Source organism: Pedobacter sp. SL55, from assembly GCF_026625705.1.
Lineage (GTDB): Bacteria > Bacteroidota > Bacteroidia > Sphingobacteriales > Sphingobacteriaceae > Pedobacter.
Genome location: NZ_CP113059.1, coordinates 2,429,227 through 2,444,807, shown reverse-complemented (window position 1 = coordinate 2,444,807; position 15,581 = coordinate 2,429,227). Strand labels below are relative to the sequence as shown.

Genomic DNA, 15,581 nt, shown 5'->3' with positions numbered 1-15,581 from the left:
TAATTTTAATTTAGCTTCGAAGCCAATACACAAGTTTGTTTAAAGTGAGTTGTATTACCAGCAAGATTAAAAAGATCTGTTTTAATTACATACAAACCAACCTTACATAATTGTCCGCCATCATTTAAACCATCCCAATTAATAGTTCCTTGTGTAGACATAGTTACATTTCTTGCCAATCTACGCACTAAAACACCTTTATCTGTGTAAATATTAATGGTAGCTAAGTTGCCGTTTTCTTTAAACTGATAGTTGATTTCCAACAAATCTTCGAAACCATCGTTATCTGGGGAAAAAGTTTTACTCGCTAAAGTCATTGAGTTTTTCACACTTGTATCTTCATTTTGTGAATTTTGATAAGTTGGCGTAGCAAAACCAACAGAGGCCGCAGCAGACTGTAAGTTACCAGGCTCGTTACCACTCTTGCTGAAAGATACTCGTTCTAGAGAAACTCCTTTTACTTCTTTAAGCAAAGCATGATGCATTTTTTCGGTATAAGACAATTCATCTATTGTGGTATCGTCTTTCCATAGCTTAACCGTGCCGCTCTCGTTATTAAACGCTGGCATACTGGCTACTTGTACCATTTGAGTTGGATTTTTAACCTCATAATGCTGTTTTGTAATTTCTGGATTGGCTGTTAATACCCAATAAGTTTTTGGCCGAATGAATACGGAAGTTGTTGATATAGTCCTTTTTGTGGTACTAGAAGCCGCTGGGTTAGAAATTGTCAATTCCTTTAAATCGAGAATTTTATTAGTAGCATTATAAACTTCAACAAAATCTGCACCACCTGTTTTTATGTTAAAAAGTAAATTTCGCTGATTAAAATATCATTAGGCTCTATAGTTCCAGGAAGTAAAATTGGCGCCGTATTGGCATTTGGATCTACAACCAAACCCGTATAGTCTGTTACGTTGCTTACGGTAAGTATACTTTCAACACTTGCCACTATTGGGTTAGCCAAAGTTAATATTACACTGTTGCCAGCGGTTCCATTTAGCTGTACTTGCGATGGCTTGCCTATCCCATTGTTAATGTTATAATTGTTCACATCTAAAATTAGCGCATCGGGCATAGGTTCACTAAAATTAACCTGCACCGAAGTTGGCGAAAGAACAGTAGCATTAGTAAGTTTAGGGGCTGTAACATCTACATAAGGTTCAATCTTAAAATCATCAAACTTAAACATATTGTACCTAGATGCAGTGCTATATCTACAATAGACCCCAAAATAAGAAGTATTGGTGTAAGTATTATCGGTTATGCCTCCATCGTAGGTAAAGTTTCTACCTCCTGTAAAATCGGTATAAATAGCCCATCTACCTGTAACAGTACGCTCTACCCTAACCCGTACATTTACACTACTTACTGGACTTCTGGTTTTATCTGGTAAAGCTAAAATGGTGGTTAACATTGTTCCGTTTTGGCGCACCAATGAGAAATTTTCTGCACTTGTACTAGAGCCCAATTGTAAATAATAAGCTTGTTTACCAGTAGTGGCAGACAAATCTTCCTGATTGGATATCAAGTAAATACGAGGATAATTGGTTGTGCTTGGATCAAAAGCCAAATTTACCAAAAACTCCCAAGCAGTATTACCAGCTAAAGAATTTGGAGTAGAAAGATATAATGTACTTGTAGACTGCGGTCCGTTAGAAGTTAAAACGCCGTCTATAACTTGAAAGGAAGCTGTTGAGCCTCCCCAAGCTGGATTATTGGTAAAATCTCCGTCAGAAAAATTGTCATTTAACTGAGCAAAAGTAAGTTTAGTGCATAATAACAATAAAAAGAGTAAAGTTTTTCTCATATTTGGGAATTGAACATTTAATTTTAAATATAATATAAATAATCAAAAAAAATGAAAATTGCAGTTGTAGGTGCCACTGGACTAGTAGGTACTGTTATGTTAAAAGTATTGGAAGAAAGAAATTTTCCGTTGACAGAATTAATACCAGTAGCTTCTGAAAAGAGCGTTGGTAAGTTAATTAAGTTCAAGGGTAAGGAGTATCCAATTGTTAGCATTGACACTGCAATTGCTTTAGCTCCAGAAATTGCTATTTTTTCTGCTTAGGTGGTACTACTTCTTTGGAAGCTGCGCCTCGTTTTGCTGAAGTTGGTACAACTGTTATCGACAATTCTTCGGCTTGGAGAATGGACCCGACTAAGAAATTGGTAGTACCTGAGGTAAATGCACACGTATTAACCAAAGAAGATAAAATTATTGCTAACCCAAACTGTTCTACCATACAAATGGTGGTAGCTTTACAGCCTTTGCACAAAAAGTACAAAATCAAACGTGTAGTGGTTTCTACTTACCAATCGGTTACTGGCACCGGTGTTAAAGCCGTAGATCAGTTAATGAACGAGCGTAAAGGTATTGATGGGCCAAAAGCATATCCTTATGAAATTGACTTGAACGTGTTGCCTCATATTGATGTTTTCCAAGATAATGGTTACACCAAAGAAGAGATGAAAATGGTTAAAGAAACCAACAAAATCATGGGCGATGATAGCATTAGAGTTACGGCTACTACGGTTCGTATCCCTGTAATGGGCGGTCACTCAGAATCGGTAAACGTGGAGTTTGAAAATGATTTTGATTTAGCTGAAGTACGTAGCATTTTGGAAGCAGCTCCAGGTTTAATTGTGGTGGATGATGTAGCAAACTTGAAATACCCAATGCCTAAAGATGCACATGAGAAAGACGAAGTATTTGTAGGTCGTTTACGTAGAGACGAATCGCATGATAAAGCTTTAAACATGTGGATTGTTGCTGACAACTTGCGTAAAGGTGCTGCAACAAACACAGTGCAAATTGCAGAATACTTAGTAGAAAACAAGCTGGTATAAGCTTTGAGACCATAATAAAAAAGTGATGTGAATAGCATCACTTTTTTTACGACCAAATTTTTCGAAACTATTAATAGACTTATCTTTCAAACAATGAAGAAAATAATTGTTTTACTAATTTTTACCACTCTATTTTATGCTAAGTTAACTTTCGCTCAAGATAGTTTGATAACTACTTTAGCAAAAAAAAATCAGACCAGTTTTGCAAAGGATGCGAACCAACTAAAAGGATTAGGCTGGGATAAAATCATTAAAAAAGCGAAAGAAAGTAGTAATGTATTAATTGGCGAGGATCATTTCACTAATGAGATCCCATTCTTTGTGTCGAAAATTGCCGAACAGATTAAATTTGATAATTTCTTCTGTGAGATTGACCCATTTACAGCGTATATTTTTGAGCAAAAGATCAAGACGCTTTCAGCAGAAGCTCTAAAGAAATACACAGCCGATTATGGAAATACCTTTTCGTTCTATGCTTTCGAATCAGAGTTTGACTTACTTAAACAACTAATAAAAGGCAAGACTAATATTCGTGGTACAGATCAAATTTTATTAGTGGCCGATCGTCTAATTTGTAATGAATTGATGCAATCGACCAAAAATAAAAGAGCAAAAGAAATCTACCAAATTATCAGGGATCAATCAAAAGCACATTTTTCAGCATTTCTAAAAGATCAGAAAAATCCGTTTTATTTACTCACAGAAGATTTCGAGAAGAAAATTAATGAGCTTGCCACATTAAAATTAAGTACCCAAGAAAACAAAATAGTAAAAGCTTTAAAACTAACTGCTAAAATTTACAAATCTCAAGACCACCATCTACGCATACAGCTGATGAAAAACCAGTTAATGGCTGATTACGATAGCTGGGCAAATAAGAAAAACCTCTACAAATACGGTGCTAACCATGCCGCTAAAGGCGAAAGTTTGTTAGAGATTTATGATATTGGCAATTTGGTTAATAATGTTGCAGACAGTCAATTCGCAAATTCTTTGCATATCATGATTGTTGGAATGTCAGGCTTCCAGGCTTCACCATTCCAAGGATTTCCAGCATCGAAAATTGATGAAAATGAAGGCTCTTTAAAAACACTAAAACCATTCTTCAAATTAGTTGATGGAAAGGAATGGCAATGTTTCGATATGGTTCCTATCAGAAAAGCTGTTGAAAGTGGTAAAATCAAAATAACCGATATCAAGTTATTACGCATTATCCAAGGTTTCGATTTGCTTGTGATTATTCCAGAAGTTACAGCTAGTCAATTCCCAAAATTATAAAATCTACTTTTGTAAGTCATATTATAAACCCCATTCTTAACCCCGTATGTTGATGAAAAGAATTCTGATCCTCTTATTATTTACGCTACCTCAACTTGCAAATGCCCAAACCACAGCTCAAAAACTAGAAAAAGCTTATCAAATCTTAGTTAAGGATGAGCAAGCTAAATATGCCATTACATCGCTCTGCGTACTCGATGCCAAAACAGGAAAAGTAATTTTTGCAAACAACGAAAATATTGGCTTGGCAACCGCATCAACCTTAAAAACCATAACCTCTGCTACTGCTTTTTATACTTTAGGTAAGGATTTTCGCTATGAAACCAAACTTTCTTACACCGGAAACATTACTGCCGACGGCACTTTACAAGGCGACATCATTATTACAGGTACAGGCGATCCAAGCTTGGGTTCGTGGCGTTACGAGCAGACTAAAGAAAACAACATCCTGAACCAATTGGCAACTGCCATTAAAGCTGCTGGCATTAAAAAAATTGAAGGAAGTGTAATTAGTGACGACAGTATTTTTGGTACTTCTACCATCCCAACCGGATGGATTTGGCAAGACATTGGCAATTACTACGGCGCAGGTGCAGGTTCTATCTGCTGGCGAGAAAACCAATTTGATGTGCACCTTAAACCGGGCTCAAATATTGGCAGCGAAGCAGAAATTTTAAAAACAGTACCACAAACACCATACATTAAACTAGTAAACGAACTTAAAACTGGCGCAAGTGGTAGTGGCGACAATGCTTACGGTTTCTTGGCTCCGTATACCAATATTGGCTATTTACGTGGCACTTGGGGAATGGGAATTAAAAAATCTGGAATTTCATTATCATTACCCGATGCAGCTTTTGATGCTGCTTATCGCCTACAAGACACCTTGAAAAGATTGAGTATAGCATGTAGCAATGCTCCTAGCTCTAGCCGCTTACTGGCATTGGAAAACAAACAAATTAGCAGCGAACAAAAACCTTTACTAAGTATATTTTCGCCTACTTTAAGTGAACTGGTATATTGGTTCCAGAAAAAAAGTATTAACCTTTATGGCGAGCAATTGCTAAAAACCATAGCCTTTAAACAAGGTAAAGAAAGCAGCACTAGAAATGGAGCAAAAGCGGTAATAGATTTTTGGGGAGGTAAAGGCATCGACAAGAACGCACTGAATATGATTGACGGTAGCGGGCTTTCTCCAGGCAACCGCATCACAACAATGGCCATGGCCTCTATCCTATTCCAAGCGCAAAAAGAAGAATGGTTTGCTGACTATCTCAAATCGTTTCCAGAGTACAATGGCATGAGCATTAAAAGTGGAAATATCAACGATGTCACTGCTTACGCTGGCTACTATACTGCCAAAAATGGAAACAAATATGTAGCCGTAATCAATATCAACAACTATAGCGGTTCTGGAATTAGCAGAAAATTGTTTCAGGTATTGGATGCTTTGAAATAATGTATTTTACCACCTCAGACACCTTAGAAAACCTAAGTTCTATAACTATTCCCTAAAGTGTACTTAGGTGTCTAAGGTGGTTATTAGAATATTAGCTTACTTTATATCGCATTTGTACCCAAATCCGAGTTTTTAATATTTTTTAATAATCAATTGCCTAACTGCTTTGTATTTGGTAAATTGCCATTTCACACGACCAAAATATAACATGAAACTACTCCTTTCGTCTTTCCTAATTTCCTTCTCTCTAGGTGCAGTAGCGCAAAATACCGTTGTGGCTACAGAGGATCTAAGCCTAAATCAATCTGCTAATCATGCACATAGTGAAATTGCCATCATTCCAGAACCTGTAACCATTACCAAACAAGAAGGTCATTTTGTATTGCCCCAAAGCATACTTATCCAAGCGGTAAAATCTAATGAGCTAAAACAATCCATTACCTTTTTACAAGAGCGATTAGGCATACCAACTGGATATTTTATAAGTGCAACCGCAGCGGCTTCAAATACATCAAATATTAGGTTGGTACTTACCGATAAAAACGATGCGGTAATTGGTGCAGAGGGATATCATCTACAAGTTACTCCGAAACAAATTGTAATTACTGCTAATAAACCGGCTGGTATTTTTTATGGCGTACAAACGCTGATACAACTGTTGCCAAAAGAGATTGAAAGTAAGGAAGAAGTAAAAGATGTGAAATGGCAAATCCCCTGCGTAAATATAACCGATTATCCGCGTTTAGGCTGGCGAGGTTTAATGTTTGATGTAGCTAGACACTTCTTTACCAAAGATGAAGTAAAACAGTACATTGATGCAATGGTCCGCTACAAATACAACATTCTGCATCTACACCTAACGGATGACGAAGGGTGGAGAATTGAAATCAAAGGTTATCCTAAACTAACCGAGGTAGGTGCTTGGAACGTAAAAAAAGTTGGAACGTTTGGCAATTTTATTCCACCAAAACCAGATGAACCTCGTAATTACGGTGGTTTCTATACGCAAGAAGATTTGAAAGAATTGGTGGCTTACGCTAAAGAACGCTTCGTAAATATTTTACCAGAGGTAGATGTTCCGGGACATAGCTTGGCCGCAGTAGCTTCTTACCCAGAGCTTTCTTGTACGCCAGACGCTGTTAACTACAAAGTTCGTAGCGGCGAACGCATTATGGATTGGAGCCGTGGTGCGCCACCTTTAGCTATGGTAGACAATACGCTCTGCCCAGCCAACGAGAAAGTTTATGAGTTCTTAGACACTGTGGTGTCGCAAGTGGCTAAAATTTTCCCGTTCGAATATATGCACATGGGTGGCGATGAAGCGCCTCATAATTTTTGGGAGAAAACTCCGCAAATTCTTGAACTAATGAAGCGTGAGAATTTAAAAAACATGCACCAAGTACAAAGCTATTTCGAACGTAGGCTAGAAAAAATTGTAGCCAAACATGGTAAACGTTTTATGGCTTGGGACGAAGTTTTAGAAGGTGGTGTATCGCAAAGTACGGCAGTGATGAGTTGGAGAGATATGAAATATGGCATTCAGGCGGCAAAAAACAAACATGAAGTAGTGATGAGCCCTACACAATACGCGTACCTAGATTACATGCAGGCCGATGAAATTACGGAACCCAAGGTTTACAAAGGTTTGAGGTTAAGCAAAACTTACGAGTTTGATCCAGTTCCAGATGGCGTAGATCCAAAATACATCAAAGGTGGGCAAGGTAACTTATGGACTGAGCAGGTTTACAACATACGTCAGGCAGAATACCAAACTTGGCCCCGTGGTTTCGCCATTGCCGAAAGCGTTTGGAGCCCTAAAGAGAAGAAGAATTGGAAAAATTTCTTTGCCCGCACCGAACAACATTTCGAACGTTTAAACATTGCAGAAACCAAATACGCACCAAGTGTTTACGATCCAATTTTTGCAGTTAAACGCACCGCGGATGGAAAGCTTTTGGTAACATTGAGTAAAGAAGTGGAAGATTTAGATATTTATTACAGCTTCGACAACTCGTTCCCAGATCATTTTTACCCAAAATACAATGAGCCTTCAGTGGTACCGATAGATGCCAATATGCTGAGGGTAATTACTTATCGCGGTAAAAAACCTATGGGTAGAATGATGAATATGCCCATTGAAGAACTGAACAAAAGGGCGCCGTTAAAGAAATAGGTAAAAAAACCTCGCACTTTCAGAAAAATGCGAGGTTTTTTTTTGCGTTTCAAATCAGTTATCTAAATGCGAATTATGATACAAAATTCTTCATTTCGAACGTAGCGTGCAATTTACCAATTTATCGACAGCATGTGTAGAACCAAAAATCTACAAAGTAAAATCCTTAAATAACCATCTTTGGTAAAAGTCATTCCAAAGATTTATCCTATCATCAAAATAATACCCCTTTTTATAACTCAAGTAGCAAAGAATCTTTGCAAAACGAGCTATTGTTATTAAGTATCTTTTTTCTTCTTATTAAATAAGCCTTTTAGCTTGTTGCCAATTTCGGTAGTTGCTTTTTCAACCGCTTGCTTTTTTAGGGTGTCTACCTTTTCTTTGGCTTTAGTTTCTAGCTCTGCCTTTTTCTCTGCTACTACCTGGTTAACTACCGTTTTTGCAGCACTTCCAGCGGTTCCTTCGCCAGCACCATATTTAAGCTTAATGTTAGGTTTTAAAAATGTGCCCAACAAATCGGCGTTAATTTTAATGGTTTCGCCCATGGCTACGTTGGTACCTAGCTTACTATTTAAAGCTGCCATTGCAGAGTTAGCAGCATTATTAGCGGCACTTCCCAACATGGCACGTGGTACATTTAACACCAAATCGTAATCCATAGTTTGGTCTATACCATTTGAACCAGCAACGTTCATTGCCACACCTTTTACCTTGATATCAAAAGGAGCTACAATTAAACGGCCATTGTCAATTCTAAATTTAGTTTTTAGGTCGTTTACCTCTATTTTTTTCATTTCGGTAACGCCCAAAGTATTTGCCAATTTAGTTACCGGCTCAAAACCATCTACCACCGCTTGGATAATATTAGCCAGACCTTCTGCGTTAATCGAAGAATAAATCGGCATCATTTTCTCATCCAAATCAGAATTGAATTTTAAATTGGTAGAAAAAGTTCCTTTGGCATACTGCGCAATTGGCGCTAACAGTTTCACGGTGTTAAATGCATTAAAGGCTTGTTGAATGTCCACTTTTTCTAACCCAAAATCTACATCAACTTTTGGTTTTTTAGGATTAACGGTTGCATAAGAACCGTTCATTTTAATGGTTCCTCCAACCATATCTAAACCCAAATCTTTAAAGTAAACCGTTCTATCTTTTACTTGCAAAGCACCTTTTGCGTTTTTTATATCGTATTTGTCGTATTTCAACTGGCTGGCTTTTAAAGCCATATTGAAATTGATATTCGCAGGCACTTCAAACACAGTCAAAGGCACTTCTTCCTTCGATTTTGTTTCTGCGGCTACGCTTGGCCCCATCAGCTCGTTTACATCAATATAGTTAGACGAGAGGTTGAAATTACCTTCTAACAATTGATTTTTCTTGAAAACATAATTCAAATAATTATTAATAGAACCATTAGCTGCAAAATCACTTTTTCCAAGTTTAGCAGAAAGGTTGCTTAACGTAATATTCTTCGGACTGAAAGTCATTTTTGCCGATGGAATACTTACCGGCATTGGCACACTGGCACCAGCATACACAAAATTAGTGGCCTGCATTTGGCCAGATGCTTTAAAATCTTGGTACTGGCCTTTATCTACCGATGATTTTCTACCCGCAGCCTGAACGTCAGCATTTAACACCCCAGAAATAGTCATATCTTTTAGTGGAAAAATGGTAGTCAACTGCTTCAAATCTAAGTTTCCCTTCAAAGCCATATCCACAAAAGGATCGCTCATTGGGTTTTTAACCAACAAACGCCCATCTAATGGAGCTTTGCCAAACTCTAAATGAAAAGCCGGAATGTTAACCACCGTATGATCTAAAACACCATCTGGATTGGCAATATTTGCTTTAACCTGAATATTATTAATTGCAGATGGTAACGATGGGTACTTAATTTTACCATTGGCTATAGCCAAGTTCAAATTAAATGTTGGTATAGTTTTTTCATTGTAAGTACCCTTTACCACACCGTCTACGCCAAACTTGCCTGTGGCTTCCATATCTTTAAAGTTGGCCGCATAAATGGCAGGAATTAACGATAAAAAGTTCTTTAAATCCGATTGTTGCGCATCAAACTTTAAATCCATTACCATATCGGTTTGGTTAGGCATGGCCAAGTAACCTACCGCAGAAAGCACCAATTCGTTCAATTTAATTTTATTCTCGCCAAACGTAAACTTCATCTGCTTCATGTCCATTTCCAATGGCAAACTAGCATCTAAAACTACCCCGTTTAAATAAGGAATACCGCCGTATTTAACCGTCAGTTTTTTAATATCAGATAGTGTGGTTAACGTAAAAATATCTTGCGTAAAATTACCTTTGCCGCTATGGTTTAAATTTTCGGCCTGCAAAAAGAAATTTAGCGAAGCATCATCGTACGTAATTTTACCTTCTTCAATCGAATATTTTTCTAAGGCGGCTTTAAAAGCAGTGCTCGCCGTATCAGTAGGCTTTGCGGCGCTATCTGGCTTCATAATATCCCAATTGGCTTTGCCACTTTTTAGCACCTTTGCAAAAATGGCAGGTTGCTGCAAGCTAACGGCATTAATTTCGTACGTTTCTCCCTTAATTACACTCATCAAATTCAAATCTAGCTGTAACTGTTTAATATTTGCTAGCGTATCTTGAGCAAAACTATCTACACCTACTACCGTTAAATCGTTTAGTCTGATGCCCATTTTGGGGAATGAGCGAATTAAAGTCAGATCAAACTCTTTAAAATCTACCTTGGCATTTACCTTTTCGTTGATCACAGATTTTACTTTTGCAACAATCTGATCTTTAAAAAGATACGGAACCGCTGCCGCCGAAATCAGCAAAACGGCAAAAACAATAGCGATAGTAATTAGAACTTTTTTCATGGGATGTAATTTATAAACAAAAATATCAATTTGGATGGTTAATTGTTTAGTTTGTTAGATGTTTGGCTCATTAGTACGCGTAATTTTTAATGATTTAGCTATTTGGTTTATCTTTTTGAAAAGCAAAATACGCATTACTATTTAAGCAAGTCCTGCTGTACATTACAAGTCCGCACTCGTGCCTCGTTTGCGGGCTTTCCATTGCCATCAGGTTTATAAAACGTAAACCTGTGCAAAATACCTGCCAACTAAACCCGATAGCAGCGAAAAGCGTTTTCAATGTCAGTCTGAGCTTGTCGAAGACTATTGAAAAACTTGTAGCGCATAGCGGGACTATTTTTTAATAGTAGCATTGCCCTTGCTTTTCATATCTTTTTGTAAACAGCTATATATTTTTTGATTATTAATTCTTGGAGTTTGATTATTAGTTACTTTTGCGCTCTACAACATTAAACATGAAAAAACTACTTTTTATTGTATTGACTGCAGTAACTTTAAATGCTACAGCACAAAGCCAAAAAGAACAATATTTTAAGTTAACCAGAACTGGTTTTAACGAAAAGAATGCTTTTACCACAACCGCATTTGTGGAGCAATTTTTCCGTTTGCCGGGGAATAAGGGCTTTGATGCCAGTATTTACCGAGTAGAAGAAATTTTGAAAAAGGCAGGTTACGTACTGCAAAGCAAAGATGAATTTGAAGCGCCCCTAACCTACCGCATCGAAAAAAGAAAGATGAAAAACGATGCTTGGGAGCCTGTAGATGCAAACATCAGTATTGTTGGAGAAAGTATGCCACTGCAATCTTTTAAAACCAATAGAAACATGATCCCAATTAACTGTGTTTCTACCCCTGCCGAAGGCGTAACTGCCGAAGTTATTTTTATCAATAAAGCTAGCAAAGAGGACCTAGCTGGCAAAGATTTGAAAGGAAAAATTGTTTTTGGAGAGCTACCTGCGCAACGTTTAGCAAGCTTTGCAGCCAAAGCTGGTGCTGTTGGTGTTTTGGGCTTTACGCTTCCAAGCTATAATCAACCTACTAAACATACCACTTCCATTCAGTTTAGTGCTATGCAACCAAATGCGGGTATATGGGTTTTGTTTTTATCTTACGCATCGAAAGAGCGTTTAAAAGAAGCTTGCTTGAAAGGTAAAGTGGAATTAAAAGTAAATATCACTACTAAAACCTATCCCGCAGAAGAATTAACCATTGTGGCTAATGTTCGTGGCAGTATAAAACCACAAGAGCGCTTTGTTTACAGCGCTCACGTACAAGAACCTGGCGCAAATGATAACGCATCGGGTGTGGGTACTTTGGCCGAAATGGCTCGCTTAACCGCACAACTCGTTAAAAATGGCAAGCTAAAACCTCAACGTAGTTTAACTTTTTTATGGGGCGATGAAATTACTTCTACACGTAGATACATAGTAGAAGATAGCACTCGTGCCAAAGGCATTTTGTGGGGAATGAGTTTAGACATGGTTGGCGAAGACACCGAAAAAACAGGTGGAACTTTCTTATTAGAAAAAATGCCAGACCCTTCTGCCATTTGGACCAGAGGCGAAGATAAACACTCTGAATGGGGCGCTGGCGATGTAAAAGAGAAAGATTTGTTCCCGCATTATTTTAACGATTTTGTATTTGACATTTGCAAAGCGCAAGGCAAATTTGCCAATTGGACGGTAAAATTTAACCCCTTTGAAGGTGGTAGCGACCATACGCCATTTCTGCAAAATAAAATACCAGGTTTATTGATGTGGCATTTTACGGATGTTTTTTACCATACCGATAATGATAGAATTGACAAGGTTTCTCCAAAAACAATGAAGAACGTTGGTGTAAGCGCCTTAACCGCAGCCTATACTTTAATTACCGCTGATGAGAATACAGCGTCGGCTACGGTAACCCAAATTAAGGAAGATGCTTTAACTCGCTTAAAAACTGAATTTGAACTGAGTAAAAAGGCAATTGCCGAAGGTAAACCTGCAAACGATGAAAAGCATATCATTGAGGTTTGGGGCAAATGGTATGTAGATGCACTGGCTACCATTGGGAAGTTAGCGGTTAACCCACAAACTACTCGTGTAGGTTCTAGCATTAAGGTGGCAACACTGGCTATAGAAAAGCAAACTCAAGCATATTTAGAGCAATTAGGCAAGTAACAAGTAGATTGAATAAATATTTAAAACGCCACTGCATTCCAGTGGCGTTTTTTGTTTTTATAGGTTTTTGTTATTTTTAATTACTACATCTACCTAAAACAAAATGCATTATCAATTTAACAGGCAATCCATCAGATTGCGAGGTTACGACTATTCTAAAGAAGGACTGTATTTTATCACGATTTGTTGTCAGGATAGAATTCATCGTTTTGGCAAAATCGTTAATGGTAAAATGACGTTGAGCAATGCGGGTAAACAGGCAGAAACGTGTTGGTTTTCAATATCCGAACATTTCACGAATGTTGTTTTGCATGATTTTGTTGTGATGCCCAATCATATTCATGGTATCGTTTAAATTACCGCACCTCCCGTAGGGACAAATCATCATTTGTCCTTCGCAAATCATCATTTGTCCGATTATGATGAAAAAAACATTTTGCATAATGGGGCGAAAAATGTTTCGGGTAATCGGGCGAAAAATGTTTCGCCCCTACCGCATGGCACGTCACGAACCGTTGGTTCCATTGTTCGCGGTTTTAAAATTGGCGTTACCAAATGGTTCATCAAAAATTATGACATCAAAAATATCTGGCAACGTAATTATTATGAACACATTATTCGCGATGAAAATGCCTATCAAAATATCTCCAATTACATACAAAACAATCCACTAAGCTGGGAGAAAGATAAATTTAGGTAATTGTTATACCAATCCATTTATCATCCAATTGTAAACCAAAATAAAAATATTTGTATTTTAATCAATCGATTGATTAAATTTGTGCCATCAAAAAATAAATGATGGAAAAAACCGATAAAAAGACCGATATACTGCTAGCCGCCGAAAAGCTGTTTTGCGAAAATGGCTTCGAAGGGACTTCTACCCGTCAAATTGCAGCCGAATCTGGCGCAAACATGGCCATGATTAACTACTATTTTGGAAGTAAAATGGGCGTTTTCAAAGAGATTTTGGAAGAGCGGGTTATGGGTTTCAAATCGCAATTGAACCAAATTAAGGAAGAAAATATCCCTGCCAAAGAAAAATTAATGAAAGTGATTGAGAAATATGCAACGCGTATTTTGAGCAATGCAAATTTCCATAAAATGATGTACAGAGAGCTTTCACTTTCTCTCCGTCCCGAAGTTTTTGATCAGATTAAAGGCGCCATGGGACAGAACCTACTGGTGATCGAAGACATTATTAAAGAAGGAATAGCTTGTGGCGATTTTAGAGAGGTAGATATTAGAATGACGATTGTGAGCGTGATGGGTACGATCTCCATGGTCACCACATCGCCTAATAAAGTTTCTCCAGACAGCAGCTATGATTTAGATAACGAAAAAGACAGAGAAGTAATTAAAACACGATTGATTGCTCACCTGCAAGACATGATACTTACGCATTTAACACCCAAACAATGATACCAATAACCCCTAATTCCCCTAAAGGGGATTTTAATTTCTCGGTAAAACTCAAGCTGTTTTTACTGAGTTTGTTTTTTATTCCTACAGCTTTACACGCACAAAATGTTAAGCAATTAAGCCTACAAGAGGCGATAGATTTAGGCATTGCCAATAGCAAGAACCTAAAACTATCTCAACAAAAAATAGATGAAGCCGTTGCCAAATTAGCCGTAGTTAAGGATAATGCCTTACCAAGCGCTACTGCAAGCTTCATGTATAACCATGCCGAAATCCCTACAAATACCTTAAAAATTGGCGAAGGAAATCCTATTAACTTACCCAAAAGAGCAGATGCTTTTGTTGGAACAGCAGCCGTACAAGAATTAGTTTACGGCGGCGGTAAGCTGAAATATGCACAAGAATCTACTAAGCTTTTGAAAGAAATTGCTTTATTAGATGCCGACAAAAACAAAGAAGAAGTAAGCTACGCTGTTGTAAATGGATATTTCTCGCTGTACAAATTGTTGCAAAGCAAAAAAGTGGTAGCACAAAACTTGGCTGCTATTGCTAAACAGTTGAAACAAGCACAACGGTTTTACGAACAAGGCTTGGTAACCAAAAATGATGTATTGAGGTTTCAATTACAACAGGCCAATGTTTCTTTAACTGATCTAGAGATCGAGAGTAATAGAAAGGTAATTAATTACAATCTTGATGTACTTCTAGGTTTAGCAGAAAATACAGATATCGAAATTAAAGAAGCTGATGCGGCATTACCACAATTAACTTCTTTCTCTGAATATTTAACTACTGCTTTATCCACCAGACAAGAATTACAGCAGTTCGATTTACAACATAAAGCAGCAGATTATAATATCAAATCTATTCAAGCTAATACAAGGCCTACGGTAGGTTTAGGTGCAAATTTGTACTATGTTAATCCAAGTGGAAATTTCATCCCTAGCAACCAACAATTTGTAATGCCAATTACTTTAGGTGCTACTGTTTCTTGGAACATAGGCTCTTTATGGACCAACAAAAACAAAGTTGCCGAAGCCAAAGTGCAACAATTGGAAATAGATACGCAAAAAGAAATTTTTACGGATAATGTAAAAACCGAATTGAACAGAAATTACCAAAACTATCAATTGGCCGTTCAAAAAATCAACGTACTAGAAACTTCTATTGCCCAAGCTACAGAAAATGATAGGTTATTAGAGTCGAAATATCAAAACAACATTGCTTCTGCAACAGATAGAATTGATGCAGAAACCTTATTGTACCAAGCTAAAATTAATTTAGAACTAGCCAAGGCCGATGCACAATTAGCTTATTACACCTTGTTAAAGTCAACAGGAAAAATTACACAATACAACTAAACA

General features: G+C 37.4%; 10 protein-coding genes and 1 pseudogene. 8 read left to right on the top strand and 3 right to left on the bottom strand.

Annotation, left to right across the window (positions count from 1 at the left end):
• Positions 1-5 precede the first annotated feature (5 nt).
• Together OVA16_RS11030 and OVA16_RS11025 are read right to left on the bottom strand one after the other, a co-directional pair.
• Complete coding sequence (locus OVA16_RS11030; protein ID WP_267759310.1) at positions 6-734, bottom strand: hypothetical protein; 729 nt, start codon at positions 732-734, stop codon at positions 6-8.
• 65 nt (positions 735-799) lie between these two features.
• Positions 800-1,810 (bottom strand): hypothetical protein, encoded by a 1,011-nt coding sequence (locus OVA16_RS11025; protein ID WP_267759308.1) that lies wholly within the window; start codon positions 1,808-1,810, stop codon positions 800-802.
• A 51-nt stretch (positions 1,811-1,861) separates the two neighbouring features.
• Between OVA16_RS11025 and OVA16_RS11020 the strand changes: the two are divergent.
• The 4 genes and pseudogenes from OVA16_RS11020 to OVA16_RS11005 all read left to right on the top strand — a co-directional run bounded on the left by OVA16_RS11020 (position 1,862) and on the right by OVA16_RS11005 (position 7,763).
• Positions 1,862-2,853: pseudogene (locus OVA16_RS11020) on the top strand (aspartate-semialdehyde dehydrogenase).
• A 27-nt stretch (positions 2,854-2,880) separates the two neighbouring features.
• Positions 2,881-4,131, top strand: coding sequence for a hypothetical protein (locus OVA16_RS11015; RefSeq protein ID WP_267759306.1), 1,251 nt, complete (start codon positions 2,881-2,883; stop codon positions 4,129-4,131).
• 52 nt (positions 4,132-4,183) lie between these two features.
• Positions 4,184-5,590, top strand: a complete 1,407-nt coding sequence (gene dacB / locus OVA16_RS11010) for a D-alanyl-D-alanine carboxypeptidase/D-alanyl-D-alanine-endopeptidase (protein ID WP_267759304.1) — start codon at positions 4,184-4,186, stop codon at positions 5,588-5,590.
• A gap of 208 nt (positions 5,591-5,798) precedes the next feature.
• Complete coding sequence (locus OVA16_RS11005; RefSeq protein WP_267759302.1) at positions 5,799-7,763, top strand: beta-N-acetylhexosaminidase; 1,965 nt, start codon at positions 5,799-5,801, stop codon at positions 7,761-7,763.
• A 278-nt stretch (positions 7,764-8,041) separates the two neighbouring features.
• Here OVA16_RS11005 and OVA16_RS11000 read toward each other — a convergent pair whose 3' ends face one another.
• Positions 8,042-10,633, bottom strand: coding sequence for an AsmA-like C-terminal domain-containing protein (locus tag OVA16_RS11000; protein WP_267759300.1), 2,592 nt, complete (start codon positions 10,631-10,633; stop codon positions 8,042-8,044).
• Positions 10,634-11,088: 455 nt separating this feature from the next.
• Between OVA16_RS11000 and OVA16_RS10995 the strand changes: the two genes are divergently transcribed.
• The 4 genes from OVA16_RS10995 to OVA16_RS10980 all read left to right on the top strand — a co-directional run bounded on the left by OVA16_RS10995 (position 11,089) and on the right by OVA16_RS10980 (position 15,578).
• Complete coding sequence (locus OVA16_RS10995) at positions 11,089-12,795, top strand: M28 family peptidase (RefSeq protein WP_267759297.1); 1,707 nt, start codon at positions 11,089-11,091, stop codon at positions 12,793-12,795.
• A 436-nt stretch (positions 12,796-13,231) separates the two neighbouring features.
• A complete protein-coding gene (locus OVA16_RS10990; RefSeq protein WP_267759294.1) occupies positions 13,232-13,495 on the top strand; it encodes a transposase in 264 nt (87 codons plus the stop codon).
• 101 nt (positions 13,496-13,596) lie between these two features.
• Positions 13,597-14,217, top strand: a complete 621-nt coding sequence (locus OVA16_RS10985; protein ID WP_267759292.1) for a TetR/AcrR family transcriptional regulator — start codon at positions 13,597-13,599, stop codon at positions 14,215-14,217.
• The gene (locus OVA16_RS10980; RefSeq protein WP_267759290.1) at positions 14,214-15,578 is read left to right on the top strand and encodes a TolC family protein; all 1,365 of its coding nucleotides are present in this window, start codon (positions 14,214-14,216) and stop codon (positions 15,576-15,578) included. The genes OVA16_RS10985 and OVA16_RS10980 overlap by 4 nt, the downstream gene beginning before the upstream one ends.
• The last annotated feature ends 3 nt before the right edge of the window (positions 15,579-15,581 follow it).

Coding starts and splice junctions, on each gene's coding strand:
- OVA16_RS11025 (WP_267759308.1), bottom strand. CDS start 1,810: ATGAGAAAAACTTTACTCTTTTTATTGTTATTATGCACTAAACTTACT.
- dacB (WP_267759304.1), top strand. CDS start 4,184: ATGAAAAGAATTCTGATCCTCTTATTATTTACGCTACCTCAACTTGCA.
- OVA16_RS11005 (WP_267759302.1), top strand. CDS start 5,799: ATGAAACTACTCCTTTCGTCTTTCCTAATTTCCTTCTCTCTAGGTGCA.
- OVA16_RS11000 (WP_267759300.1), bottom strand. CDS start 10,633: ATGAAAAAAGTTCTAATTACTATCGCTATTGTTTTTGCCGTTTTGCTG.
- OVA16_RS10995 (WP_267759297.1), top strand. CDS start 11,089: ATGAAAAAACTACTTTTTATTGTATTGACTGCAGTAACTTTAAATGCT.
- OVA16_RS10985 (WP_267759292.1), top strand. CDS start 13,597: ATGGAAAAAACCGATAAAAAGACCGATATACTGCTAGCCGCCGAAAAG.
- OVA16_RS10980 (WP_267759290.1), top strand. CDS start 14,214: ATGATACCAATAACCCCTAATTCCCCTAAAGGGGATTTTAATTTCTCG.